Source organism: Phytopseudomonas dryadis (assembly GCF_004327355.1).
Taxonomy (GTDB): Bacteria; Pseudomonadota; Gammaproteobacteria; order Pseudomonadales; family Pseudomonadaceae; genus Aquipseudomonas; species Aquipseudomonas dryadis.
Genome location: NZ_QJUM01000021.1, coordinates 59,360 through 83,437 on the forward strand (window position 1 = coordinate 59,360; position 24,078 = coordinate 83,437).

Below are 24,078 nucleotides of genomic sequence, written 5' to 3' on the forward strand. Positions count from 1 at the left end.
CTTGTAGCTGTTCTCCGCCAGGGCAATCGCGCCATGGCATCATTGTGTGAAAGACACTCGATGAAAAGCGCTGGAGGCTGGAGGGCTGAACGAGAAACCTCTGTTTTCCTGTGTGCTCGGGCTGCTTTCGTTAAGCTTCCAGCCTTCCAGCGCTGTTTTCTGCTCTTCGAGCGCATAGCGCAATTGCCCTGTATTCTCCACCCAGGTGTCCCCTGGCGGTGAACGACGGGGCTCGAAGCCAGGCTCAATCCGCTTTGCCGTCCTTGCTGAAGACATAGAAAAGATTGGGCTCGCTGGTCAGGTAGAGCACGCCCCGATCATCCATGGTGATGCCTTCGGCCTGGGGCACCGAGGCCTTGAGCCCCTGCTGCCCCTGCAACAGCGACAGGCTGCTGATCGGCTTGCCGTCCTCGCCCAGTTCGACGACCAGGCGCGACTCGTCCGACAACGCCAGCAAGTGGCCGGTGCGGTTGTCGTAATGCAGGCTGGAGAGATCGCGCACGAAGATGCCCGCATCGCGCTTGCGGTCATCGCGGATCTGCACCGGGTTCGGCGTGGCCGGGTCGAGATTGGGAAAACCGTGCACCTCGTAGATCCGCATGGGATCACGCTCCTTGGCCACGAACAGGCGCTGCCCGGTCAGGTCGTAGGCCAGGCCCTCGAAGCCCTTGTTCCTGGTGCCCATTTCCAGGCCCAGCGACATCTGCTGACCATCGGCGGCATCGATCGACGTGGTGGCGTCGTCGACGCGCACCTTGACCAGGCGCTGCGCACGCTCGTCGGCGATCACGAAACGCCCGGGCGCCACATATTCCACCGCCTCGGGGTCACCGAAACCGACCAGTTCGATCGTGCGCAGCACCTTGCCGTCGAGGGACAACTCGATCAGCTTGGGATGCTTGTTGGTCACGGTGAACAGGCTCTTGCGATCCGGATCGTAGCTCAGCGCCGAGACGTCATCCTCCAGCCCTTCGATGCGCTGCGCCTCGATCACGACCCTATAGTCGTTGAGCCAAAGCGAGTGGGATGGAGCCTCGGCAGGCCGGCTGACGTTGAACCATACACGCTCGAACAGGCGGAACTGCTGGCTGGTGGCGGTCAGCGCCGCCAACAGGGCAAGCATCAACAGCAGGAATAATCCTTTGATTGAAATCAGACGAGGCATGGTGCTTCACATATCCATCGGCAAAAACGACAACGCCGCCCCCCGGTTTTCCGAGAGGCGGCCATTCAGTGCAGGGGTGGACGCCAACGGCGCGCCTTATTTCACCAGTTCGACGATATCGACATCGATTTCGCGGCTGGTCAGATCCTTGTCGACTTCACCGGTGAGCTTGACGGTGGCTTTCTCGGAGATGGCGTGTGGCGGCCAGTCTTCGTCGTCGATTTCGACGTGGATGGTACCGGTGGCATCCTTGAACTCATAGAGCTCGTCCTGCAGGCGCTTGACGATCTGGCCCTGCAATACCACCGGGGTGTCGTCGCCGGCTTTCAGCGCCTGCTCGACAGTGGTGACCTGGGCGACCTGGCCTGGCCCGGTATAGCCGGCGGCCATGGCAACGGAAGAGAACAGCGGAACGAGCAGCAGTGCGAGTGCGGGAGCTTTCATGGAGATGACCCTTGATCAGTAGATGACGGGGTCAGGTTAAGTCCCGGAGCTGAAGCCAGGCTTAAAGCCGGCTTAAGCCAAGCTTAAAGAGCAGCTACAAGCCACAAGCTTCAAGCCGAGCACAAGCGCGGTCCGCCCTGCTCTCTACTTGCAGCTTGAGGCTTGCAGCTTGCCGCTTAAAGGACCCGACTGGCGAAGCTGGAATGGCCGACCAGCTCCAGCACCAGCTCGTCGCCCTTGTTCAGCGGCCCGACGCCAACCGGGGTGCCGGTGAGGATCACATCGCCCGGCTGCAGGTTGAAGTGGCCACTGATGTGCTGGATCACCGGCACGATGGGGTTGAGCATGTCGGCACTGCTGCCGTCCTGACGCACTTCGCCGTTGATCGACAGGCGGATGCCGATGGCGGTCAGGTCTTCCACGGCATCGCCCGGCACGAAGGGCGCCAGCACGCAGGCGCCGTCGAAGGACTTGGCGGTTTCCCAGGGATAGCCCTTTTCCTTGAGCTTGCTCTGCAGGTCGCGCAGGGTCAGGTCCAGGGCCGGGGCGAAACCGGAAATGGCATCAAGCACTTCTTCGCGATTGGGCGTGCGCGACAGCGGCTTGCCGATCAGCACGGCGATCTCGGCTTCGTAGTGCACCGGGCCACGGTCGTCGGGAATGGCGAAGCCCCCTTCGATCGGCACCACGCAGCTACCCGGCTTGATGAACAGCAGCGGCTCGCTGGGCACCGGGTTGTTGAGCTCCCTGGCGTGCTCGGCGTAGTTGCGACCGATGCAGACCACCTTGCCCAGGGGAAAGTGGATATGGGTACCGTCGATGTACTGATGCTGATAGCTCATAGGATTCCTCCGGAAGCGGCAAGCCGCAAGAAAAAGCAGGGAGCGCGCTCGCTTGCAGCGTGTGGGGGGCGGCCATCCGCCTTGAAGCTTGGCGCTTTCAATTGAAAATCTTGCCGGGATTCATGATGCCGTTGGGGTCGAACACCGCCTTGATCGCCTTCATATAGGCGATCTCGGCCTCGCTGCGGCTGTAACCCAGGTAATCGCGCTTGGTCATGCCCACGCCGTGTTCGGCGGAAATCGACCCGTTGTAACGCTGCACGGTCTCGAAGACCCAGGTATTCACGGTCGCGCACTTGGCGAAGAACTCCTCCTTCGGCAGCGCCTCGGGCTTGAGGATGTTCAGGTGCAGGTTGCCATCGCCGATGTGGCCGTACCACAGCACTTCGAAGTCCGGGTAGCTGCGCTCGACGATGGCATCGATGTCGCGCAGGAACGCCGGCACCCGGGAGACGGTGACGGAGATGTCGTTCTTGTAGGGCGTCCAGTGCGAGATGGTTTCGGAAATGTCCTCGCGCAGGCGCCACAGGTTGCGCAGCTGCTGTTCGCTCTGGCTCATCACGCCATCGACCACCCAGCCCTGCTCGACGCAGTGCTCGAAGGTGGCCAGGGCGTCGTTGGCGATCTCCTCGGTGCTGGCCTCGAATTCGAGCAGCGCATAGAAGGGGCACTCGGTTTCGAACGGCGCCGGGATGTCGCCGCGGGCGAGGATCTTGGCCAGGGCCTTGTCGGAGAAGAACTCGAAGGCGGTCAGATCCAGCTTGCCCTGGAAGGCATGCAGCACCGGCATGATGGAATCGAAGTCCGGCGTGCCGAGCACCATGGCGGTGAGGTTCTTCGGCGCACGATCCAGGCGCATGGTCGCCTCGACCACGAAGCCCAGGGTGCCTTCGGCGCCGATGAACAGGTGGCGCAGGTCATAGCCGGTGGCGTTCTTGATCAGATCCTTGTTCAGCTCCAGCAGCTCGCCGGTACCGGTGACCACCTTGAGGCCGGCCACCCAGTTGCGGGTCATGCCGTAGCGAATGACCTTGATGCCGCCGGCATTGGTGCCGATGTTGCCGCCGACCTGGCTGGAACCGGCCGAGGCGAAATCCACCGGGTAGTACAGGCCCTTGTCTTCGGCGAACTGCTGCAACTGCTCGGTGATGACGCCGGGCTGGCAGACCACGCTGCGATCGACGGCGTTGAAATCGACGATCTGGTTCATGTAATCGAAGGCCACCACCACCTCGCCGTTGGCCGCTACCGCGGCGGCCGACAGGCCGGTACGGCCACCCGACGGCACCAGCGCGACCTTGTGCGCGTTGGCCCAGCGCACGATGGACTGCACCTGTTCGATGCTCTTGGGAAAGACGATGGCACTGGGCGCCGGCGCATAGTGCTTGGTCCAGTCCTTGCCGTAGGTCTCCAGCGACGCGGCGTCGGTCAGCACCTTACCGGGCTCGACCAGGGTTTTGAGTTCTTCAATCGGCAGGTGATCGCTCATTTCAACTCTCGAAACATTCATGGTCGCCCTGAGAACCGTTCAGGTCGCAACCGAGCAAGGAAAAGGGAAGCCATGCTAGCATACGCACCCCGCAAAGCATGCTTCGCAGCGATCTCCGGGCCCGTCGGCGCCAGCGCCGATGCTTCTCCTGACACTTAATTTAGTGGGACAACAGGTACTCCGATGAGCACGACCTCTCTCGACAAGAGCAAGATCAAGTTCCTTCTTCTCGAAGGCGTCCACCAGAACGCGGTGGACACCCTGAAGGCCTCCGGCTACACCAACATCGAGTACCTCAAGACCGCGCTGTCCGGTGACGAGCTGAAGAAAAAGATCGCCGACGCCCATTTCATCGGTATCCGTTCGCGCACCCAGCTCACCGAGGATGTCTTCGACTGCGCCAGGAAGCTGGTGGCGGTCGGTTGCTTCTGCATCGGCACCAACCAGGTCGACCTCAACGCGGCCCGCGAGCGCGGCATCGCGGTGTTCAACGCGCCCTACTCCAACACCCGCTCGGTGGCCGAGCTGGTGCTGGCCCAGGCCATCCTGCTGCTGCGCGGCATTCCCGAGAAGAACGCCTCCTGCCACCGCGGCGGCTGGATCAAGTCGGCGGCCAATTCCTTCGAGATCCGCGGCAAGAAGCTGGGCATCGTCGGCTACGGCTCCATCGGCACCCAGCTTTCGGTGCTCGCCGAAGCCCTGGGCATGCAGGTGTTCTTCTATGACACAGTGACCAAGCTGCCGCTGGGCAATGCCACGCAGATCGGCAAGCTGCACGACCTGCTGGGCCTGTGCGACATCGTTTCGCTGCACGTGCCGGAACTGCCGTCCACCCAGTGGATGATCGGCGAGAAGGAAATCCGCGCGATGAAGAAAGGCGGCATCCTGATCAACGCCGCCCGCGGTACCGTGGTCGAGCTCGATCATCTGGCCGCCGCGATCAAGGACGAGCACCTGATCGGCGCCGCCATCGACGTGTTCCCGGTCGAGCCACGCTCCAACGACGAGGAATTCGAAAGCCCGCTGCGCGGCCTGGACCGGGTGATCCTGACCCCGCACATCGGCGGCTCGACCGCCGAGGCGCAGGCCAACATCGGTCTGGAAGTGGCCGAGAAGCTGGTCAAGTACAGCGACAACGGCACCTCGGTGTCCTCGGTCAACTTCCCCGAAGTGGCCCTGCCGGCGCATGCGGGCAAGCACCGCCTGCTGCACATCCACGCCAACATCCCGGGCGTGATGAGCGAGATCAACAAGGTGTTCGCCGACAACGGCATCAACATCTCCGGTCAGTACCTGCAGACCAACGAGAAGGTCGGCTACGTGGTCATCGACGTCGATGCCGAGTACTCCGACCTGGCCCTGGAAAAGCTGCAGCAGGTCAACGGCACCATCCGTAGCCGCGTGCTGTTCTAGCAGGCCGCCGCGGCGAAGAAGGGCGGCCTCGACCTAATGCCGATCAGCTAAGCAGGGAGCGACTACGGAAGATCGGCAAGCCGCCGCCCGTGTAGGAGCGTCGACCTCGGCGCGAAGCGATCGTGACCATTCCACAAACCGCGTCACGGCCACCAATCGCCGCGGGGTCGCGGCTCCCATGGGGCCAGGGCAAACCGCCGTTTTGCGGGCCAAACGCTTGACTGACTGGCATCAGGCCTCGGCCTCTCTGTTTCCTTATGCCAGGCTGTCCAGCTCGCGCAGCCGCGCGTCGGCCGCCTGCAGCTCATGTTCGTTGAACACCTGCACCCCGGCTCGCCGCAGCAGCGCCGCCGTGACACCTTCGCCGGAAACCTTGCGCCCGTTGAAACTGCCATCGTAGGTTTCGTGATTGCCGCACGACGGGCTATTGGCCTTGAGCAAGGCGACACGGATGCCATGCCGCTCGACCAGTTCGAGGGCCTGTTCGGCGCCCGCCCGAAAGGCGGCGCTGACATCCTCGCCGTCGATACTCAGCACCGGCAACAGGCCATCGAGCACCTGCGCGCCCTGCCCGCCACGGATTTCCGCCGGCGCCCGCGGCGTCGGCAGGCCACCGGCGACCTCCGGACACAGCGCCACGATGCGCCCCTCGGCACACCAACGCTCGACAACGCCGGACGGCGCAAGGGCGCCACCGTCATAACGCACCGGATGCCCCAGCAGGCAACGACTGACCAGCACCTTGTGCATGGCCTCAGAACGGCCCGTCGCCGCGGCGGCGGAACCAGCCGGTGAGGGACAGGCGATCACGGCTCGCCGGCAGCACTTCGTGGGGCACATCGGCGGAGAGGAACACCACCAGGGTGCCGGCCTGGGGCAGGACATCGCGCACCTGCCCATCGGCCAGATACAGGCGCAGCGCCCCGCCCTCCTCGGGCAGCCAGTCGTCGTTGAGATACAGCACCGCGGATACCGCCCGCCGGTCATCGTCGAGGAAACGATCGAGATGCTTGAGGTAGAAGGCACCGGGCGGATAGAAGGCGAAATGGCTTTCATAGTCCACCAGGCCCAGGTACAGGCTCCGGTTGAGCTCGACGCGCAAGCCATCGAGCAGCGCCAGGTAGCTGTCGCACGCCCCGGACTGACCCGCCTCGAGCCACTGGATATGGTCGCCACGGGTCCCTTCGCGCACCGCCACGGCGTTGGCCCGGCCGGTGCCGGCTGGCGCCAGGGTCCCCTGGCCGATACGCAGGCGGCACTCTTCGGCCAGTTGCCGGGTCAGAGAGGAGGTAGCGAACTGCGCTTGCAACGACCAACCGTATTCGGCCAGGTCATCGACGATGCGGCTCAGCAGTGAATCGGAAATGTCGGTCGTCATGGCGTGGATTCTACTCCGTGTCGACTGCGCCTCGACAAGCTTCCTCGCGCCATCGAAAATAGCCGCCCCAGACAGGAGTCCGTATGCGCGCCTTGTGTTGTATCTTGCTGTTGCTCGCGGCCTTCCCGGCCCTGGCCGATTCCCATGCCCGGCTCTATGAGACGGCCGGCTGGCCACAGCAGCGCGCGCATTTCAGCGACGCCCTCAGCGCCGCCCAGGCGCGCTACCGCAACAGCCTGCCGCCGGCGGTCTACCAGGCCCTGGTCAACAACAGCAACCAGCGCTTCGCCGCCAGGGCCATGGATCAACGCGCCGAACAGAGCCTGCGCGACAACCTCGCCGATCCGGCGCCGGCCCTGCGCTTCTTCGAGTCGCCGCTGGGGCGCAAGGTGGTCGAGGCCGAACTGCTCGCCACCCGTCCCGACCAACTGGCCAAATACGCCGATGGCCTGCCGATCGGCCAGGCCGATGCCACCCGCCGCCTGCTGATCCGCCACCTGGCCCAGGCCCTGCCAGCCAGCGAGGCGGGCGCGGAAATCAGCCTGGCCCTCGCCGGCGTGGCGGCCGACAGCCTCAGCCAGATGATCCCCGGCCTGCTCGGCGGCGATACCGCGCAGGGCATGCTCAACAGCCAGCGGCAGCGGCTGATGGCGCAGATCGACAAGGATCTCGACAATACCCTGCTGCACGTCTACCGCGGCCTGTCCGACCCGGAGCTGGAGGAGTTCGTCAGTTTCGCCCAGTCGGCCGACGGCCAGGCCTACTACCGCGCCGCCCTGACCGCCATGCGCGCCGGGCTCGCCGTCGGCCAGAGCAGCGCCAGCCTGGCGCCCGCGCCATGATGGCGGATGCCGTGGCTCAGCCCAGTTGCTCGCCGAGAAAGTCGAAATAGCGCTGGCGTAACGGCTGCACCTCGTTGGCCAGGTGATGCCGCGCCTCGGGCAGGCGCAGGATGCGCGGCGTGGCGAACTTGTTCTGCAGCACCCCGAGGTTGTGCCGCCAATCCACGGTCATGTCCGCCTCGCCCTGCACGATCAGCGGGCTGCGTGTGCTGCGCGGCGCCCCTTCGATACGCGGTACCCATTGGCTCAGGGCGCCCACCCAGGTGGTCGGCAGCATGCGCGGCTGCAATGGATCGCGATGGCGCAGGAACTCGAGGAAATCCGCATCGCTGGAGTTGTCGCTGAAACGCCGGGGGATTTCGTCGACGAAACGGCGCAGCAGGCGATAACTGAGCTGCGACCAGCCCCAGCGGCGCGGCCGCACCAGCGGCGCCAGCAGAATGGTTTCCCCCACCGCATCCAGCGGCCTGCCGTTGAGCAGATAATCGATCAGGATCGCCCCGCCCGTACTCTGCCCGCACAGGTGCCAGGGCTGCGGCAAACCCAGGGCCTCGGCCTGGCCCAGCGCCCCGCGCAACACCGCCTGGTATTCGGCGAAGTCGTTGATGCTGGCCCGCGGGCCGCTGGACAGGCCATGCCCCGGCAGGTCCACGGCGAGCACGGCGAAGCCCATCTCCAGCCCCCACTGCACCACGTGGCGATACAGGGCGCTGTGATCGTAGTAGCCGTGCAGCAACAGCAAGGTGGCGCGCGGCGTCGCCGGCCACCAGACCTGGGCGGCGATGCGGTACGCGTCCACCTCGAACCAGCCGACACGGGTGAGCGCCGCGTCGACCGGGGCAAACCCGTAGAACTGCCGGTAGGCCTGTTCGACCTGCGACAACGGCGTCGCCTCGCTCAGGGGGCGCAGACTGGCGAGCAGGTGATCGGGCAGGAAGAGTTCGGACATCGGCGTTGGGTGTTCTCGATTCAGTGGCGTGGCGTGGCGCGGCGGCATGCGGCAACCCGTACAGCAGAAGATATTCTGCTGCCAGGCGCGCCATGGCAAGCTATGACTCCCTTGTCAGGTCGGATCAGCATGCGCCGCCCACGCCGTAAATCCCTGCTCGTCGGTCTGATCGTGGTCATCGGCCTGGCGTCCATGCTGGCCGCGCTGCGCTGGTTCGAGGCGCGCTACCTGCGCCCGTTCAGCGACCGCGCGGCGCTGTTCTCCGGCGCCGACCTGCGCCTGCCAGCCGAGCTGGCGGGGCCCGGGCCGATCCGCCTGGTGCACTTCTGGGACCCGGCCTGTCCCTGCAATGTCGGCAACCAGCAGCACCTGGCCGAACTGATCGAGCACTTCGCGCCGCTGGGCGTGCGCTTCCACGTGGTTCAACCTGCCGGCAGCAACGCCCGCCTGCCGGCCAACCTCGAGGCGCTGCACGCGATCGCCACGCTGCCCGGCGCCGAACGCCTGCCGGCCAGCCCCGCCGTGGCGATCTGGGATCGTCACGGCGAACTGGCCTACTTCGGCCCCTACAGCGACGGCCTGACCTGCACCTCGAGCAACAGCTTCATCGAACCCATTCTCGAGGCCCTGGGCGAGGGCCGCCCGGTCGTGGCCAACAATACCCTGGCCGTGGGCTGCTTCTGCGACTGGCAAGCGACGGAGCCTCGCTGAAGCGATCGCCAGCGTCCAGCCCGGCCTTGCGGTCGCGGGCTCATGCTCGCAGCATAGGCCTCCCGCGCAGCCCCAGGACGACTGCATGAAACGCCTCTTCACCCTGCTGGCCGCTGCCATCGCGATCACCCTCGGCGCCGGCGCCTGGCACCTGCACGGCAAACAGCCGCTGCGTGACGGCACCCTCGTCCTGGCCGGCCTGCAGGCGGACGTGAGCGTGCGCTACGACGAACGCGGCGTCCCCCATATCGAGGCGCAGAACGAGGCCGATATGTATCGCGCCCTGGGTTTCGTCCAGGCCCAGGATCGCCTGTTCCAGATGGAAATGCTGCGGCGCCTGGCCCGCGGCGAACTGGCCGAGATCCTCGGCAGCCGGCTGGTGCCGACCGATCGCCTGTTCCGCAGCCTGGAAATCCGCGTGCGCGCCGATGCCGATGCCCGCGCGATGGACATGCAAAGCCCGGCCGCCAAGGCGCTCGGCGCCTACCTGGAGGGCATCAACCAGTACCAGGACAGCCGCCCGGCACCGCTGGAGTTCGACCTGCTGGGCATCGACAAACGCCCCTTCACCGTGCAGGACACCCTGTCCATCGCCGGCTACCTGGCCTACAGCTTCGCCGCGGCCTTGCGCAGCGAACCGCTGATGACCTACGTGCGCGACGAACTGGGCGCCGACTACCTGGCCCTCTTCGATCTCGACTGGCACCCGCAGGGCGTCCTCGCTTCGCGGCTCGCCGCCGCCGACTGGCAGGCACTCGACGGCCTCGCCCGGCTCAGCCAGCAGGCCCTGGCCCAGGCCGGCCTGCCGCAGTACGAAGGCAGCAATGCCTGGGCCATCTCCGGCAGCCGCACCGCCAGCGGCAAGCCACTGCTCGCCGGCGATCCCCACATCCGCTTCGCCGTCCCCTCGGTGTGGTACGAGGCGCACCTGCGCCACCCGGGCTTCGAACTCTACGGGCACCACCAGCCAGCCACGCCGGTGGCCTTCCTCGGCCACAATCGCGACTTCGCCTGGAGCCTGACCATGTTCCAGAACGACGACCTCGACCTGATTGCCGAGAAGACCAACCCGGATAACCCCGAGCAGGTCTGGCACAAGGATCGCTGGGTCGACCTGCAGCGGCGCGAGGAAATCATCCGGGTCAAAAACGCCGACCCCGTCAGGCTGACCCTGCGCCGCTCGCCGCACGGCCCGATCGTCAACGACGCCCTGGACAACGCCGCCGGCAGCACGCCGATCGCCATGTGGTGGGCCTTCCTGGAAACCGAGAATCCGCTGCTCGAAGCCTTCTATGAACTGAACCGCGCCGCGAGCCTGGGCAAGGCCCGCAGCGCCGTGCAGAAGATCCATGCGCCCGGCCTCAACGTGGTCTGGGCCAATGCCGGCGGCGACATCGGCTGGTGGGCCGCGGCCAGGCTGCCCAGGCGCCCGGCGGGGGTCAATCCGGCGTTCATCCTCGATGGCGCCAGCGGCGAAGCGGACAAGCCCGGCTTCCACCCCTTCAGCGATAACCCGCAGGAGGAAAACCCGGCGCGCGGCTATATCGTTTCGGCCAACTTCCAGCCGTTGTCACCCACCGGTATCGAGATTCCCGGCTACTACAACCTCCCCGATCGCGGCCAGCGCCTCGATGAGCGCCTGGCCGAAGCGGGCGTGCGCTGGGACCTGCGCAACAGCCAGGCGCTGCAACTGGAAACCGGCACCGGCTACGGCCCGCGCCTGCTGGCGCCGATTCTCGACGAGCTGCGCGCCGCGGCAGCGGATGAGCGGGAACGCGAGCTCGTCGAACGACTGGCCGGCTGGTCGGGGGATCACCCGCTGCAATCGATCGCCGCCACCCTGTTCAACCAACTGACCTATGAACTCAGCCGCGCGGCCATGGCCGATGAACTGGGCGAGGCCTTCTTCGAGCACCTGCTGTCGAGCCGCGCGCTGGATACCGCCCTGCCGCGCCTGACCGCGGACAGCGCCTCCCCCTGGTGGCACGATCACGCCAGCGCCACGCCGCAGAGCCGCGCCGAGGTGGTGGCCCAGGCTTGGCGCGCCAGCATGCGGCACCTGCGCCAGGCACTGGGCGAAGACCCCACGGCCTGGCGCTGGGGGCCGGCCCATACCCTCACCCACCCGCACCCGCTCGGCACGCAGCCGCCGCTGGACCGGCTGTTCAATGTCGGCCCGCTGCACGCGCCTGGCGGCCACGAAACTCCCAACAACCTGTCGCACCGCATCGCCACCGCCCCCTGGCAGGTGGTCTACGGCCCCTCGACCCGACGCCTGATCGACCTGGCCGACGCCAGCCATAGCCTGGGCATCAACCCCGTCGGCCAGAGCGGCGTGCCCTTCGACCGCCACTACAGCGACCAGGCCCGGCGCTACATCGACGGCGAGTACGTGCCGCAGCACCTGAGCCAGGAAGATGTCGCCCGCCACACCCGCAGCACCCTGATCCTGCGCCCGGCGGACTGACCTGCGGCGCGAATCGCAGGCATGAAAAAGCCCGCCATGGGGCGGGCTCTCGCAACAGGGCAGCCGATCAATTACTTGATCTTGGCTTCCTTGTAAGTCACGTGCTTACGTACGACCGGATCGAATTTCTTGATTTCGATCTTGTCGGGCGTGGTGCGTTTGTTCTTGTCGGTGGTGTAGAAGTGGCCGGTACCGGCACTGGACACCAAACGGATCAGTTCGCGCATGATAGCTCCTTAAACCTTTTCGCCGCGGCTGCGGATTTCAGCCAGCACTACGTCAATGCCACGCTTGTCGATGATACGCATGCCCTTGGCGGTAACGCGCAGACGCACGAAACGCTTCTCGGACTCGACCCAGAAGCGATGATGCTGCAGGTTCGGCAGGAAACGACGACGGGTTTTGTTGTTGGCGTGGGAAATGTTATTCCCGGTTACCGGACCCTTACCGGTAACTTGACAGACTCTCGACATACCTCAGCCCTCTAAACCACATGCCCAACCCGGCATGGGTTGGCCGCTTAATCTCTGTTATTCGGCGCTGGGCGCCGCGTTTCTTCGGGGTCTTACCGGCTACAGATACCAGCAAAGGAACCGGGCCCCTAGAAAAGAGCGCTGCTTTATACCAGAAAGCCCCCGGAGCAACAAGGTCGAACGCACTTTATCCTTTCCTGCGCCAAGCCGCGAAAAGCCGCGAGCGCAGCCTGAATGGGGCGGGCCGACGCTCGACCACTCGTCGCCAGGATACATTGTTCTTGCCGGCGCTATGGGTTAGGGTCTGTTGACGTTTCAGCACGACCGCGCCGGAGCCCGGCAGCGGGCCGACCGTCCGACGCCGCGTCCATGGATGCGCACCGCCTCGCACAGGAGTCCCCCATGCGCTTCGCCGCCCTGCCCCTGCTCATCGCCCCGCTGCTCTGCCCGCTACTGGCCCAGGCCGCCACCCTCAGCGTCTGTACCGAGGCCAGCCCCGACGGCTTCGACGTGGTGCAGTACAACTCCCTGACCACCACCAATGCCTCGGCCGATGTGCTGATGAACCGCCTGGTGGAGTTCGACGCCGACAGCGGCAAGCTGGTACCGAGCCTGGCGAGCAGCTGGGAGGTGTCCGCGGACGGCCTCAGCTACAGGTTCACCCTGCGCCCCGACGTCCAGTTCCACCGCACCGACTACTTCAAGCCCAGCCGCCCCCTGGAAGCCGACGACGTGCTGTTCAGCTTCCAGCGCATGCTCGACCCTGCCCAGCCCTGGCACAAGGTGGCCGCCAGCGGTTATCCCCATGCCCAGTCCATGCAGTGGCCGGAGCTGATCAAGGCGGTCGAGAAGGTCGATACCCATGGCGTACGCATCACCCTCAACCGCCCGGACGCGACCTTCCTCGCCACCCTGAGCATGGGCTTCGCCTCCATCTACCCGGCCGAGTATGCCGACCAGTTGCTCAAGGCCGGCACCCCGGAGAAATTCAACAGCCAGCCCATCGGCACCGGCCCCTTCGTGTTCAGGCGCTTCCAGAAGGACGCCGCGGTACGCTACGTCGCCAACCCCGACTACTTCGCCGGCAAGCCGAAGGTCGACGCCCTGGTGTACGCCATCACCCCCGACGCCAACGTGCGCCTGCAGAAGCTGCGCCGCGGCGAATGCCACATCGCGCTGTCGCCCAAGCCCCTGGATGTGGAAGCCGCCGCCAAGGACGCCAACCTGGCCAGCGTGAAGACCGCGGCCTTCATGACCGCCTTCGTCGCCATCAACAGCCAGCACCCACCGCTGGACAAGCCCGCCGTGCGCCAGGCCATCAACCTGGCGTTCGACAAGGCCAGTTACCTCAAGGCGGTCTTCGACAACAGCGCCGAGGCGGCCAACGGCCCCTACCCGCCCAACACCTGGAGCTACGCCAGCGAACTGCCCGGCTACGCCCACGATCCGCAGAAGGCACGCGCCCTGCTGGCCGAAGCCGGGCTGGCCGATGGCTTCCAGACCACCATCTGGACGCGCCCGTCCGGCAGCGTGCTCAACCCCAATCCCAGCCTCGGCGCGCAGCTGCTGCAGGCCGACCTGGCCGGCGTCGGCATCAAGGCGGAGATTCGCGTGATCGAGTGGGGCGAGCTGATCCGCCGCGCCAAGGCCGGCGAACACGACCTGCTGTTCATGGGCTGGGCCGGCGACAATGGCGATCCGGACAACTTCCTCACGCCGCAGTTTTCCTGCGCCTCGCTGGAGTCGGGGCTCAACTTCGCCCGCTACTGCGACCCGCGACTGGACGAACTGATCGCCGATGGCAAGGCCGTCAGCGATCAGGCCCAGCGCAGCACGCTATATAAGGAAGCCCAGGCCATCATCCAGCAGCAGGCGCTGTGGCTGCCCCTGGCCCACCCCACCGCCTACGCCCTGACGCGCAAACAGGTCGAGGGCTACCAGGTGAGCCCCTTCGGCCGCCAGGACTTCTCCGCGGTCGGCGTAGCCCCCTGAGACGCCCCCGGCGACCGACTGCGCAACGCTATAGCCAGCCGTACTCGGCCATGGACAGCGGTTCGCCGTCACCGATGATGAAGTGATCGAGGATGCGCACCTCGATCAGCGCCAGCGCCTCTTTCAGCCGCTGCGTCAGCAGACGGTCGGCCTGGCTCGGCTCGACCACTCCCGAAGGGTGGTTGTGGGTGAGGATCAATGCCGCGGCATTGTGCGCCAGGGCGCGCTTGACCACCTGCCGCGGGTAGACGCTGGCACTGTCGATGGAGCCGTGGAACAGCGCCTCGAACGCCAGCACGCGGTGTTTCGCATCGAGAAACAGGCAGCCGAACACTTCATGGGGCTCATGCCGCAGCAAGGCCTTGAGGTAGTCGCGCACGGCCTGCGGGCTCTCCAGCGCCGAATCGCGCTGCAGTTGCTCGGCCAGGTGCCGCCGCGCCATCTCCAGGACGGCCTGGAGCTGGGCGAACTTGGCCGAACCCAGCCCGAGGTGCCGGCTGAAGGACGGCAGATCGGCCTGCAGCAACGCCCGCAGGCCGCCGAAATCCCCCAGTAGATGACGCGCCAGATCCACCGCGCTGCGTCCGGAGACCCCGGTGCGCAGGAAAATCGCCAGCAGCTCGGCATCGCTCAATGCCGCCGCGCCATGGGTCAGCAGTTTCTCCCGCGGACGCTCCGCCGCGGGCCAGTCACGAATACTCATAACACCTCCTTGTCGAGCTGGCAGCCCGCTGTTCCGGTGGGGCCGCTGTGCCAGGGCTGTTGCCGTTTCAGCTTGCGCTGAAACGGCAACAGCCCCTATCGTAGCCCAACTTTTTACGCGGTGATCGGCCTGGGGAGGCGTCATCATCGCGACGCACATCCACCTTTCGACAAGGCAGGCCCCATGCAGCGGCTGTATCGCAAACGCATCATTCTCGGCGTGGGGGGTGGCATCGCGGCGTACAAGAGCGCCGAATTGATTCGCCGGCTCAAGGATCAGGGTGCCGAAGTGCGCGTGGTCATGACCCAGGGCGGGCGCGAATTCATCACCCCGCTGACACTGCAGGCACTGTCCGGCCACCCGGTACACCAGGATCTGCTCGATCCCGCCGCCGAAGCCGCCATGGGCCATATCGAGCTGGCGCGCTGGGCCGACCTGGTGCTGATCGCCCCCGCCACCGCCGACCTGATGGCACGCCTGGCCCAGGGCGTGGCCGACGACCTGCTGAGCACCCTGGTGCTGGCCACCGATGCCCCGGTGGCCCTGGCGCCGGCGATGAACCAGGCCATGTGGCGCGATCCGGCCACCCAGGCCAACGCCGCCCTGCTGCGCGAGCGCGGCCTGCGCCTGCTCGGCCCCGCCTCCGGCAGCCAGGCCTGCGGCGACGTGGGCATGGGCCGCATGCTCGAAGCCGATGACCTGGCCCAGCTCGCCGCCGACTGCTTCGAACACCTGTCCCTGACCGGCCAGCACGTGCTGATCACCGCCGGGCCGACCCAGGAAAACATCGATCCGGTGCGCTACATCACCAACCACAGCTCGGGCAAGATGGGCTTCGCCCTCGCCGAAGCGGCCGCCGAAGCCGGCGCCAAGGTCACCCTGATCTGCGGCCCGGTGCACCTGGCGACCCCGGATCGGGTCAGCCGTATCGACGTGGTCAGCGCCCGCGACATGCTCGCCGCCTGCGAAGCCGCCATGCCCTGCGACATCCTCATCGCCGCCGCCGCGGTGGCCGACTACCGCCCCGAGGTGGTCGCCCAGCACAAGCTCAAGAAAGACCCCAACAGCGGCGACGGCCTGCTGCTGCAGATGGTGCGCAACCCGGACATTCTCGCCACCCTCGCCCACCGCGACGACCGCCCGTTCAGCGTCGGCTTCGCCGCCGAGACCGAGAACCTGCTGGAATACGCCTCGCGCAAGCTCAAGGACAAGAACCTCGACCTGATCGTCGCCAATGACGTGGCCAATCCCAGCATCGGCTTCAACAGCGAAGAGAACGCCATCACCATCATCGACCGCGAACTGCAGCAGAACAGCTTCGCCCAGACCAGCAAGGGCAAGATCGCCCGCCACCTGGTGAGCTTCATCGCCGCGCGCCTGCCACGCCCCTGATCCCTCTTCACCTACGGAACCGCAGATCCCATGCACGCCTTACAAGCCAAGATTCTCGACCCGCGCCTCGGCAGCGACTTCCCCATGCCGGCCTATGCCACGCCCGGTTCGGCAGGACTGGATCTACGTGCCATGCTCAAGGAAGACCTGAGCCTGGCGCCCGGACAGACCGTGCTGATTCCCACCGGCCTGGCGATCCACATCGCCGATCCCGGCCTGGCGGCACTGGTGCTGCCGCGCTCGGGCCTGGGCCACAAGCACGGCATCGTCCTCGGCAACCTGGTCGGGCTGATCGACTCCGACTACCAGGGCGAGCTGATGGTCTCGTGCTGGAACCGCGGCGAGAGCAGCTTCGCCATGACGGTTGGCGAGCGCATCGCCCAACTGGTGCTGGTGCCGGTGGTGCAGGCCCGTTTCGAGGTGGTCGAGGCGTTCGACGACAGCGAGCGCGGCACTGGTGGCTTCGGCCATTCCGGCAGTCGCTGAGCCGCAGCCCCAGACGATCCATGCCAGGAGAGGCTCGATGAAAGGCTTCAAACGCGCACCCAGGGAAGAACGCTCCGGCGAATCGCTCGACACCCGCAAGGCGCAGCCCAGGCGCGGCCCCGCCGACCTGCTGCCCGGCGCCATCGCCGCCGCGCTGGGCATCGCCCTGGCCGCCGCCCTGCTGTGGTTCGGCCCGCTCGACTCGGCGCGCCAGGTGCAACAGGCACAACTGGTGCAGGCCTGGGGCGGCGGACAGGCCGCCAGCCTACAGCTGGCGCTGAAACAGCTCGCTGCCGACACCCTGGCCGCCGCGCGCAACCCGGCGCTGCTGCAGGCCCTGCAAAGCGGCGACGAGGCGCAACTGCGCAGCACCGAGGGCAGCTTGCGTTACTGGGACGGCGTGGTCGATGCCCACCTCAACCCCAGCGGCCAGGCCGTGCAGGACGCCAACCGCGCGGCGCCGATGAACTTCGCCGCCCTGGACATGCTGCGCCGCCTGGAAAGCGGGCAGGCACCGGCCGCCGAAGCCTACAGGGTCGGCCAGCGCTGGCTGGTGTACAGCGTCGCGCCGGTGCGCCAGAACGACGACCAGCCGCTGCAGGGCACGCTGCTGCTGGCGTTCGACCTCGAGCGCCTGCTCGCCAGCCTGCCGCCACTGCCCGCCGATGTCGGGCAGATCCAGCTGATCCAGAAATTCGACAGCGCCGGCGCCCAGGTGCTGGCTCAGCGCGGCCAGGGCGACGGCAACCCCAGCTCGTTCCCCAGCGGTAATCCGCACTGGACACTGGTGTTCACCCCGGCGGCCGGTCTCGGTGCCGCGGGGCTGTCCCCCGAGCTGCTGGGCCTGGCCCTGCTGATCGCCCTGGCTGGCGCGTTGACCGGTGTCTATCTGGTCGACTGGCGCCTGCAACAGCGCCTGCACGGCGATGTCCTGCAATTGTCCCAGTTGCTCAAAGAACTCTCGGCGGGCAAAGCCGTCAAAGCCTTCAGCTTGAGCCTGCCGCCCCTGCACCACCTGGCACAGGTCCTGGCCCGGCTGCCACGTCGTCCCCAAGAGCCCGTGGCGAGTCGCCCGCCAGTCGCCAGCGTGCCAGCCACCCCTGTCGCGGCCAAGCCGGCGGATCTGATCGATCCGCTGTTTCAAGACACCGATATCCTCGATATCGACATTCTCGACGATGACCAGGATCTCCTGGGACTGGAGCAGACCCCGACCATGACCGCGCCACAAGCCCCGAAACTTCCTGCAGACATCTTCCGAGCCTATGACATCCGCGGTGTGGTGGGCAGTGGCCTGACCCCGGAAACGGCTTACTGGATCGGCCGCGCCATCGGCTCGCAGAGCCTGGCCCAGGGCGAACCCAACGTGGCCGTCGGCCGTGACGGGCGCCTGTCCGGCCCCGAGCTGGTGCAGCAGCTGATCCAGGGCCTGATCGATTGCGGCTGTCAGGTCAGCGATGTCGGCATGGTGCCCACCCCGGTGGTGTATTACGCCGCCCACGTGCTCGCCGGCAAATCCGCGGTGATGCTCACCGGCAGCCACAACCCGCCGGACTACAACGGCTTCAAGATCGTCATCGCCGGCGACACCCTGGCCAACGAACAGATCCAGGCGCTCAAGGCGCGCATCGACGACAACGACCTGATCAGCGGCGTCGGCGCGGTCGAGCAGGTCGACCTGCTGCCGCGCTACTTCAAGCAGATCCGTGAAGACATCGCCATGGCCAAACCGCTGAAGGTGGTGGTCGACTGCGGCAACGGCGCCGCCGGCGTGATCGCGCCGCAACTGATCGAAGCCCTGGGTTGCCAGGTGATCCCGCTGTTCTGCGAAGTCGACGGCAACTTCCCCAACCACCACCCGGACCCGGGTAAACCGGAGAACCTGGTCGACCTGATCGCCAAGGTCAAGGAGGAGAACGCCGACCTCGGCCTGGCCTTCGACGGCGATGGCGACCGCGTCGGCGTGGTCACCAACAGCGGCTCCATCGTCTACCCCGATCGCCTGCTGATGCTGTTCGCCAAGGATGTGGTATCGCGCAACCCGGGTGCCGACATCATCTTCGACGTCAAGTGCACGCGCCGCCTGACCCCGTTGATCAGCGGCTACGGCGGCCGCCCGGTGATGTGGAAGACCGGCCACTCGCTGATCAAGAAGAAGATGAAGGAAACCGGCGCCCTGCTGGCCGGGGAAATGAGCGGCCACGTGTTCTTCAAGGAACGCTGGTTCGGTTTCGACGACGGCATCTACGCCGCCGCCCGCCTGCTGGAGATCCTCAGCCAGGACAAGCGCAGCGCCGAGCAGGTGTTCGCCGCCTTCCCCAGCGACATCGCCACGCCGGAAATCAACATCAAGGTCACCGAGCAGAACAAGTTCGGCATCATCGAACGCCTGCAGCGCGAGGGTCAGTGGGGCGAAGGCAACATCACCACCCTCGACGGCGTGCGCGTCGACTATCCCAAGGGCTGGGGCCTGGTGCGTGCGTCCAACACCACCCCGGTGCTGGTGCTGCGCTTCGAAGCGGAGAGCCAGCAGGAGCTCGAACGGATCCAGGCGGTGTTCCGCTCGCAGTTGCACATTGTCGCCCCCGATATCAATCTACCGTCCTGATCCGCCCAGCACTGGAGCCCCTGCATGACCCTAGAGCGTGATGCCGCCACCAACGTCGCCAAGGTTCTGTCCGAAGCACTGCCGTACATCCGCCGCTTCGTCGGCAAGACCCTGGTGATCAAATACGGCGGCAACGCCATGGAAAGCGACGAGCTGAAGACCGGCTTCGCCCGCGATATCGTGCTTATGAAGGCCGTCGGCATCAACCCGGTGGTGGTGCATGGCGGCGGCCCGCAGATCGGCGACCTGCTCAAGCGCCTGTCGATCGAAAGCCACTTCATCGACGGCATGCGCGTCACCGATGCGCAGACCATGGACGTGGTGGAAATGGTGCTCGGCGGCCAGGTCAACAAGGACATCGTCAACCTGATCAACCGGCATGGCGGCAGCGCCATCGGCCTGACCGGCAAGGACGCCGAGCTGATCCGCGCCAAGAAGCTCAAGGTCACCCGCCAGACCCCGGAAATGACCCAGCCGGAAATCATCGACATCGGCCATGTGGGCGAGGTCACCGGGGTCAACGTCGAACTGCTGAACATGCTGGTCAAGGGCAATTTCATCCCAGTGATCGCCCCCATCGGCGTGGGTCCGGACGGCGAGTCCTACAACATCAACGCGGACCTGGTGGCGGGCAAGGTGGCCGAAGCCCTGAAAGCCGAGAAGCTGATGCTGCTGACCAACATCGCCGGCCTGATGGACAAGCAGGGCCAGGTGCTCACCGGCCTGACCACCGAGCAGGTCGATGGCCTGATCGCCGATGGCACCATCTACGGCGGCATGCTGCCGAAGATCCGTTGCGCCCTGGAGGCGGTGCAGGGCGGTGTCACCACCGCCCATATCATCGACGGCCGCGTACCCAATGCGGTGCTGCTGGAAATCTTCACCGATACCGGTGTGGGTACCCTGATCAGCAACCGCAAGCGTCACTGATCCCTGTCCGCTGAACGAAAACGCCGGCTGCTCAGCCAAATGCCAGTCAGTTAAGCATTTGGCCCACAAAACGACGGTTTGTCCTGGCCCTGTGGGAGCCGCGACCCCGCGGCGATTGCTGGCCATCACACGCCTTGTGCGATGGCTACCATTGCATCGCGCCGAGGTCGACGCTCCTACACGGGCGGCTGTTTACCGCTCTTCGGTAGGTGCCCCTGCTCCTACAAGCACCTTATCTGATCGGCATTAGGCTGCTCAGCCGGCGTTTTCGTCTGCAGATGTTGTAGCCCGGGTCGAGCGAAGCGACACCCGGGAAGGACATCCCTGGGTATCGCTTCGCTCAACACCAGGCTACGGAGCTTCGGTCTCAACGAATGGCGTAGATATCCTTCTCGTTGGCCTCGGCGTACTCGTACAGACGCGCCAGGTAGGCCTTCTGCTGCTCCCATACCTTGCTCGCCGCCGGATCGGCCGCGGCGGTGGCGTCGACCACTTCGGCGGAGACTTCCTTGAGCCTGGCCAGTACCTCGTCCGGCAGACGGCGCACGTCGACGCCCTCCTTCTTGAGCTGCTCCATCGACTCCATGTTCTTGGCGTTGTAGTCGTCGAGCATGTCGCCGTTGACGTCGCGCGCGGCCGCCCGGACGATGGCCTGCAGGTCGGCAGGCAGGGTTTCCCAGGCCTTGATGTTGATGTCCAGCTCGAAGGTGACGTTCGGTTCCTGCCAACCCGGCGTGTAGTAGTACTTGGCCGCCTTGTGCAGGCCCAGGGCCTGGTCGTTGTAGGGCCCGATCCACTCGGTGGCGTCGATGGCGCCGGTCTGCAGGGCAGTGAAGATCTCACCCGCCGGCATGTTGACCACGGTACCGCCGACCTTGGTCAGCACCTCGCCGCCCAGGCCCGGGGTACGCATCTTCAGGCCCTTGAGGTCATTGACCGAATTGATTTCCTTGTTGAACCAGCCGGCGGTCTGCACACCGGTGGCGCCGCAGGCCATCGGCAGTACGCCATAAGGTTTGTACACCTCTTCCCAGAGCTGGATGCCGCCGCCGTAATGCAGCCAGGCGTTCATTTCCTGGGCATTGGGGCCGAACGGCAGGGCGCAGAAGAATTGCGCGGCGGGCACCTTGCCCTTCCAGTAATAGGGGGCGCCATGGCCCATTTCGGCGGTGCCGCGCGACACCGCGTCGAACACTTCGAGGGCCGGCACCAGCTCACCGGCGGCGTAGACCTTGACCTTCAGCCGGCCATTGCTCATCTGCTCGACGAGCTTGGCGAAGCGCTCGGCGCCGACGCCCACGCCGGGGAAGTTCTTCGGCCACGAGGTGACCATTTTCCAGTTGAAGGTTTTCGTTTCGGCACTCTGTTGCGGCGTGCCGGCGGCATCGGTTTCCTTGTTGCAACCGACCAGCGCACCGGCAGCCAGGCCGACACCTGCAGCGGCAAGTATTTGGCGACGTTTCATGGGGGGTAGCTCCTTGTTGTTGTAATAATCACCGGGCCGTAGCGGCCGCCGGAAGACGGCAGTGGCAATGTGCCAACCGCACGTGCGCATTATCGTATGCCTTGGGCATGGGCGAGGCCCCGCGGGCAAATGTTGCAATACATGTCACAAGACGCCCCGCGCGCCGACACGCGCAAGCCTCGGCACGGCCAAGGCCGCCTACATTAGAGGCAAGCGGCCATCGCGCTCGACAAATGCGACTAAAGTTGTATCGCCATTGCCGTGCTCATGAGTAGCGGCCTAGAATCGCCGGCTTTTTTGGCTTTTTCATAACTATAAGGACTCGATATGTCCAATACGCCTCCACTTCCTCTGGGGATCGCCCAGGTCATCGACACGGTGAACTTCCGCTTCGGCCAGGCCTGCTCCTGGTTGACCCTGTTTCTGGTATTCGGCACCGCCCTGGTGGTGATACTGCGTTATGGCCTGAACATGGGCGCTACCGCCCTGCAGGAGGCCGTACTCTATGCCCACGCCCTGGTATTCATGGGCGCCGCGGCCTGGGCGCTGCAGCGCAATGCCCACGTGCGGGTGGACATCTTCTATCAGCAGTTCGGTGGCCGCCGTCAGGCCCTGGTGGAGATTCTCGGCACCCTGTTCCTGTTGCTGCCGGTCTGCCTGTTCCTCGGCTGGGCCAGCTGGGACTACGTGGCCAACTCCTGGTCGACCCGGGAAGGCTCCAGCGAGTCGGGCGGACTCAAGTTCGTCTACCTGCAGAAGAGCATCATCCTGGTGCTGGTGGTCAGCCTGGCCCTGCAAGGCGTGTCCAACCTGATCAAGGCCATCTACCTGCTGCTCGGCATCCTGCCGGAGCAGGAGGTGAAGCATGGCTGAAGTCATGGCGATCCTGCTGTTCGTCAGCATCTGCGTGGCGCTGATGGGCGGTTATCCGGTGGCCTTCACCCTCGCCGGCGTATCCCTGCTGTTCGCCGCCATCGGCACCCTCAGCGGCACCTTCGACCCCGGTTACCTGAGCGCCCTGCCCAACCGCCTGTTCGGCATCATGAACAACCAGACCATGCTGGCCGTGCCGCTGTTCGTGTTCATGGGCGTGATGCTGGAGAAATCCAAGGTCGCCGAAGACCTGCTCGAATCCATGTCGCGGCTGTTCGGCGGCATCCGCGGCGGCCTGGCGATTTCGGTGTGCCTGGTCGGCGCGCTGCTCGCCGCCAGCACCGGCATCGTCGGCGCCACCGTGGTGACCATGGGCCTGCTGGCCCTGCCGACCCTGCTCAAGCGCGGCTTCGATCCGGCCGTGGCCACCGGCACCCTGGCCGCCACCGGCACCCTGGGGCAGATCATTCCGCCCTCCATCGTGCTGGTACTGCTCGGTGACGTGATGTCCAGCGCCTACCAGCAGGCGCAATTGCGCATGGGCATCTTCTCGCCGAAGACCGTCTCGGTCGGCGACCTGTTCATGGGCGCGCTGCTGCCCGGCCTGCTGCTGGTGGTGCTGTACGTTGGCTACCTGGTGCTGGTGGCGATCTTCCAGCCGAAGAAAATGCCGGTGGTGCCGAAAGAGGAACTCGGCGAGGTGCAATGGGGCAAGCTGCTCGGCGCGCTGGTGCCGCCACTGGTGCTGATCGTCGCCGTGCTCGGCTCGATCCTCGCCGGTTACGCGACACCGACCGAAGCCGCCGCCATCGGCGCGGTGGGCGCTACCCTGCTGGCCCTGTTCAAGGGCCAGCTGAGCCTGCCGCAACTGCGTAGCGTGGCCCAGGGCACCACGGAAATTTCCAGCATGGTGTTCCTGATCCTGATCGGCGCCTCGCTGTTCTCCCTGGTGTTCCGTGGCTTTGGCGGCGAAGCGCTGATCGAGGACGTGTTCCAGCAGTTGCCGGGCGGCGTGCTCGGCGCCTTCTTCCTGGTCATGCTGGTGATCTTCCTGCTCGGCTTCATCCTCGACTTCATCGAGATCATCTTCGTGGTGGTGCCGATCGTCGGGCCGGTGCTGATGGCCATGGGCCTCGACCCGATCTGGCTCGGGGTGATGATCGCGCTGAACCTGCAGACCTCGTTCCTCACCCCGCCACTGGGCTTCTCGCTGTTCTACCTGCGCGGGGTGACACCACGCTCGGTATCGACCAGCACCATGTACCGTGGGGTGATCCCGTTCATCGCCATCCAGTTGCTGATGCTGGTCATCGCCTATCAGTTCCCGGCGCTGATCACCTGGCTACCGAATCAGGTCTACGGTTCGTAAAGCAAAAACGCCCGTCTCGACGGGCGTTTTTCATGGCAGCGAGCGAACCCTGGCGCCGCGCCGTGGCCCAACGAGGGTCGTCTACAG

At 65.8% G+C, this 24,078-nt stretch carries 22 protein-coding genes; 11 read left to right on the plus strand and 11 right to left on the minus strand.

Annotated elements, in window-relative coordinates; genetic code table 11:
* Positions 1 to 244: 244 nt before the first annotated feature.
* The 4 genes from DNK34_RS17540 to DNK34_RS17555 form a co-directional block, all read right to left on the minus strand.
* A complete protein-coding gene (locus tag DNK34_RS17540; protein ID WP_131175543.1) occupies positions 245 to 1,165 on the minus strand; it encodes an SdiA-regulated domain-containing protein in 921 nt (306 codons plus the stop codon).
* Between the two features lie 96 nt (positions 1,166 to 1,261).
* Positions 1,262 to 1,609: a NirD/YgiW/YdeI family stress tolerance protein gene (locus tag DNK34_RS17545; RefSeq protein ID WP_131175542.1), complete on the minus strand. Its 348-nt coding sequence runs from the start codon at positions 1,607 to 1,609 to the stop codon at positions 1,262 to 1,264.
* A gap of 176 nt (positions 1,610 to 1,785) precedes the next feature.
* Entirely contained in the window at positions 1,786 to 2,451 is a 666-nt protein-coding gene (locus DNK34_RS17550; protein WP_131175541.1) for a fumarylacetoacetate hydrolase family protein, read from the minus strand.
* Positions 2,452 to 2,548: 97 nt separating this feature from the next.
* Positions 2,549 to 3,940, minus strand: a complete 1,392-nt coding sequence (locus tag DNK34_RS17555) for an FAD-binding oxidoreductase (RefSeq protein ID WP_131175540.1) — start codon at positions 3,938 to 3,940, stop codon at positions 2,549 to 2,551.
* 183 nt (positions 3,941 to 4,123) lie between these two features.
* Between DNK34_RS17555 and serA the strand changes: the two genes are divergently transcribed.
* Positions 4,124 to 5,353: a phosphoglycerate dehydrogenase gene (gene serA, locus DNK34_RS17560; RefSeq protein WP_131175539.1), complete on the plus strand. Its 1,230-nt coding sequence runs from the start codon at positions 4,124 to 4,126 to the stop codon at positions 5,351 to 5,353.
* A gap of 255 nt (positions 5,354 to 5,608) precedes the next feature.
* Here serA and DNK34_RS17565 read toward each other — a convergent pair whose 3' ends face one another.
* Positions 5,609 to 6,103, minus strand: coding sequence for a 2-thiouracil desulfurase family protein (locus tag DNK34_RS17565; RefSeq protein ID WP_131175538.1), 495 nt, complete (start codon positions 6,101 to 6,103; stop codon positions 5,609 to 5,611).
* Positions 6,104 to 6,107: 4 nt separating this feature from the next.
* Positions 6,108 to 6,731 carry a 2OG-Fe(II) oxygenase gene (locus DNK34_RS17570; protein WP_131175537.1) on the minus strand — a complete coding sequence of 208 codons (624 nt, stop codon included), beginning with the start codon at positions 6,729 to 6,731 and terminating at the stop codon, positions 6,108 to 6,110.
* A gap of 83 nt (positions 6,732 to 6,814) precedes the next feature.
* Between DNK34_RS17570 and DNK34_RS17575 the strand changes: the two genes are divergently transcribed.
* Positions 6,815 to 7,573: a DUF2059 domain-containing protein gene (locus DNK34_RS17575; protein WP_131175536.1), complete on the plus strand. Its 759-nt coding sequence runs from the start codon at positions 6,815 to 6,817 to the stop codon at positions 7,571 to 7,573.
* Between the two features lie 16 nt (positions 7,574 to 7,589).
* On the opposite strand, the gene bipL is transcribed toward DNK34_RS17575, so the two are convergent.
* Positions 7,590 to 8,522, minus strand: coding sequence for a phospholipase BipL (bipL, locus tag DNK34_RS17580; RefSeq protein WP_131175535.1), 933 nt, complete (start codon positions 8,520 to 8,522; stop codon positions 7,590 to 7,592).
* Between the two features lie 129 nt (positions 8,523 to 8,651).
* On the opposite strand from bipL, the gene DNK34_RS17585 reads away from it, so the two are divergent.
* Both DNK34_RS17585 and DNK34_RS17590 read left to right on the plus strand, forming a co-directional pair.
* Complete coding sequence (locus tag DNK34_RS17585; RefSeq protein WP_131175534.1) at positions 8,652 to 9,233, plus strand: DUF6436 domain-containing protein; 582 nt, start codon at positions 8,652 to 8,654, stop codon at positions 9,231 to 9,233.
* Between the two features lie 85 nt (positions 9,234 to 9,318).
* Positions 9,319 to 11,700 (plus strand): penicillin acylase family protein, encoded by a 2,382-nt coding sequence (locus DNK34_RS17590; RefSeq protein WP_131175533.1) that lies wholly within the window; start codon positions 9,319 to 9,321, stop codon positions 11,698 to 11,700.
* A gap of 71 nt (positions 11,701 to 11,771) precedes the next feature.
* Here DNK34_RS17590 and rpmG read toward each other — a convergent pair whose 3' ends face one another.
* Both rpmG and rpmB read right to left on the minus strand, forming a co-directional pair.
* A complete protein-coding gene (gene rpmG, locus DNK34_RS17595; RefSeq protein WP_083723973.1) occupies positions 11,772 to 11,927 on the minus strand; it encodes a 50S ribosomal protein L33 in 156 nt (51 codons plus the stop codon).
* Between the two features lie 9 nt (positions 11,928 to 11,936).
* Positions 11,937 to 12,173 carry a 50S ribosomal protein L28 gene (gene rpmB / locus DNK34_RS17600; RefSeq protein WP_084303647.1) on the minus strand — a complete coding sequence of 79 codons (237 nt, stop codon included), beginning with the start codon at positions 12,171 to 12,173 and terminating at the stop codon, positions 11,937 to 11,939.
* A 402-nt stretch (positions 12,174 to 12,575) separates the two neighbouring features.
* On the opposite strand from rpmB, the gene DNK34_RS17605 reads away from it, so the two are divergent.
* The gene (locus tag DNK34_RS17605; RefSeq protein WP_131175532.1) at positions 12,576 to 14,165 is read left to right on the plus strand and encodes an ABC transporter substrate-binding protein; all 1,590 of its coding nucleotides are present in this window, start codon (positions 12,576 to 12,578) and stop codon (positions 14,163 to 14,165) included.
* Positions 14,166 to 14,193: 28 nt separating this feature from the next.
* Here the strand turns inward: DNK34_RS17605 and radC are convergent, their stop codons facing one another.
* A complete protein-coding gene (gene radC, locus DNK34_RS17610) occupies positions 14,194 to 14,868 on the minus strand; it encodes a RadC family protein (RefSeq protein ID WP_131175531.1) in 675 nt (224 codons plus the stop codon).
* Positions 14,869 to 15,051: 183 nt separating this feature from the next.
* Between radC and coaBC the strand changes: the two genes are divergently transcribed.
* The 4 genes from coaBC to argB all read left to right on the plus strand — a co-directional run bounded on the left by coaBC (position 15,052) and on the right by argB (position 20,284).
* Complete coding sequence (coaBC, locus tag DNK34_RS17615) at positions 15,052 to 16,260, plus strand: bifunctional phosphopantothenoylcysteine decarboxylase/phosphopantothenate--cysteine ligase CoaBC (RefSeq protein WP_131175530.1); 1,209 nt, start codon at positions 15,052 to 15,054, stop codon at positions 16,258 to 16,260.
* 30 nt (positions 16,261 to 16,290) lie between these two features.
* Positions 16,291 to 16,746: a dUTP diphosphatase gene (gene dut / locus DNK34_RS17620; RefSeq protein ID WP_131175529.1), complete on the plus strand. Its 456-nt coding sequence runs from the start codon at positions 16,291 to 16,293 to the stop codon at positions 16,744 to 16,746.
* 1,216 nt (positions 16,747 to 17,962) lie between these two features.
* The gene (gene algC / locus DNK34_RS25575; protein ID WP_207390787.1) at positions 17,963 to 19,354 is read left to right on the plus strand and encodes a phosphomannomutase/phosphoglucomutase; all 1,392 of its coding nucleotides are present in this window, start codon (positions 17,963 to 17,965) and stop codon (positions 19,352 to 19,354) included.
* A 24-nt stretch (positions 19,355 to 19,378) separates the two neighbouring features.
* Complete coding sequence (gene argB / locus DNK34_RS17630; RefSeq protein ID WP_131175527.1) at positions 19,379 to 20,284, plus strand: acetylglutamate kinase; 906 nt, start codon at positions 19,379 to 19,381, stop codon at positions 20,282 to 20,284.
* A 367-nt stretch (positions 20,285 to 20,651) separates the two neighbouring features.
* On the opposite strand, the gene DNK34_RS17635 is transcribed toward argB, so the two are convergent.
* Complete coding sequence (locus DNK34_RS17635; RefSeq protein WP_131175526.1) at positions 20,652 to 21,749, minus strand: TRAP transporter substrate-binding protein; 1,098 nt, start codon at positions 21,747 to 21,749, stop codon at positions 20,652 to 20,654.
* 327 nt (positions 21,750 to 22,076) lie between these two features.
* On the opposite strand from DNK34_RS17635, the gene DNK34_RS17640 reads away from it, so the two are divergent.
* Positions 22,077 to 22,622: a TRAP transporter small permease subunit gene (locus tag DNK34_RS17640; protein WP_131175525.1), complete on the plus strand. Its 546-nt coding sequence runs from the start codon at positions 22,077 to 22,079 to the stop codon at positions 22,620 to 22,622.
* Positions 22,615 to 23,991 carry a TRAP transporter large permease gene (locus DNK34_RS17645; RefSeq protein ID WP_131175524.1) on the plus strand — a complete coding sequence of 459 codons (1,377 nt, stop codon included), beginning with the start codon at positions 22,615 to 22,617 and terminating at the stop codon, positions 23,989 to 23,991. Before DNK34_RS17640 ends, DNK34_RS17645 begins: the two co-directional genes overlap by 8 nt.
* Positions 23,992 to 24,078: the final 87 nt, after the last annotated feature.

Bases quoted from the DNA above. Each gene is read 5' to 3' on its own strand.
- DNK34_RS17540 (WP_131175543.1), bottom strand. From the start codon at position 1,165: ATGCCTCGTCTGATTTCAATCAAAGGATTATTCCTGCTGTTGATGCTT.
- DNK34_RS17545 (WP_131175542.1), bottom strand. From the start codon at position 1,609: ATGAAAGCTCCCGCACTCGCACTGCTGCTCGTTCCGCTGTTCTCTTCC.
- DNK34_RS17550 (WP_131175541.1), bottom strand. From the start codon at position 2,451: ATGAGCTATCAGCATCAGTACATCGACGGTACCCATATCCACTTTCCC.
- DNK34_RS17555 (WP_131175540.1), bottom strand. From the start codon at position 3,940: ATGAGCGATCACCTGCCGATTGAAGAACTCAAAACCCTGGTCGAGCCC.
- serA (WP_131175539.1), top strand. From the start codon at position 4,124: ATGAGCACGACCTCTCTCGACAAGAGCAAGATCAAGTTCCTTCTTCTC.
- DNK34_RS17565 (WP_131175538.1), bottom strand. From the start codon at position 6,103: ATGCACAAGGTGCTGGTCAGTCGTTGCCTGCTGGGGCATCCGGTGCGT.
- DNK34_RS17570 (WP_131175537.1), bottom strand. From the start codon at position 6,731: ATGACGACCGACATTTCCGATTCACTGCTGAGCCGCATCGTCGATGAC.
- DNK34_RS17575 (WP_131175536.1), top strand. From the start codon at position 6,815: ATGCGCGCCTTGTGTTGTATCTTGCTGTTGCTCGCGGCCTTCCCGGCC.
- bipL (WP_131175535.1), bottom strand. From the start codon at position 8,522: ATGTCCGAACTCTTCCTGCCCGATCACCTGCTCGCCAGTCTGCGCCCC.
- DNK34_RS17585 (WP_131175534.1), top strand. From the start codon at position 8,652: ATGCGCCGCCCACGCCGTAAATCCCTGCTCGTCGGTCTGATCGTGGTC.
- DNK34_RS17590 (WP_131175533.1), top strand. From the start codon at position 9,319: ATGAAACGCCTCTTCACCCTGCTGGCCGCTGCCATCGCGATCACCCTC.
- rpmG (WP_083723973.1), bottom strand. From the start codon at position 11,927: ATGCGCGAACTGATCCGTTTGGTGTCCAGTGCCGGTACCGGCCACTTC.
- rpmB (WP_084303647.1), bottom strand. From the start codon at position 12,173: ATGTCGAGAGTCTGTCAAGTTACCGGTAAGGGTCCGGTAACCGGGAAT.
- DNK34_RS17605 (WP_131175532.1), top strand. From the start codon at position 12,576: ATGCGCTTCGCCGCCCTGCCCCTGCTCATCGCCCCGCTGCTCTGCCCG.
- radC (WP_131175531.1), bottom strand. From the start codon at position 14,868: ATGAGTATTCGTGACTGGCCCGCGGCGGAGCGTCCGCGGGAGAAACTG.
- coaBC (WP_131175530.1), top strand. From the start codon at position 15,052: ATGCAGCGGCTGTATCGCAAACGCATCATTCTCGGCGTGGGGGGTGGC.
- dut (WP_131175529.1), top strand. From the start codon at position 16,291: ATGCACGCCTTACAAGCCAAGATTCTCGACCCGCGCCTCGGCAGCGAC.
- algC (WP_207390787.1), top strand. From the start codon at position 17,963: ATGACCGCGCCACAAGCCCCGAAACTTCCTGCAGACATCTTCCGAGCC.
- argB (WP_131175527.1), top strand. From the start codon at position 19,379: ATGACCCTAGAGCGTGATGCCGCCACCAACGTCGCCAAGGTTCTGTCC.
- DNK34_RS17635 (WP_131175526.1), bottom strand. From the start codon at position 21,749: ATGAAACGTCGCCAAATACTTGCCGCTGCAGGTGTCGGCCTGGCTGCC.
- DNK34_RS17640 (WP_131175525.1), top strand. From the start codon at position 22,077: ATGTCCAATACGCCTCCACTTCCTCTGGGGATCGCCCAGGTCATCGAC.
- DNK34_RS17645 (WP_131175524.1), top strand. From the start codon at position 22,615: ATGGCTGAAGTCATGGCGATCCTGCTGTTCGTCAGCATCTGCGTGGCG.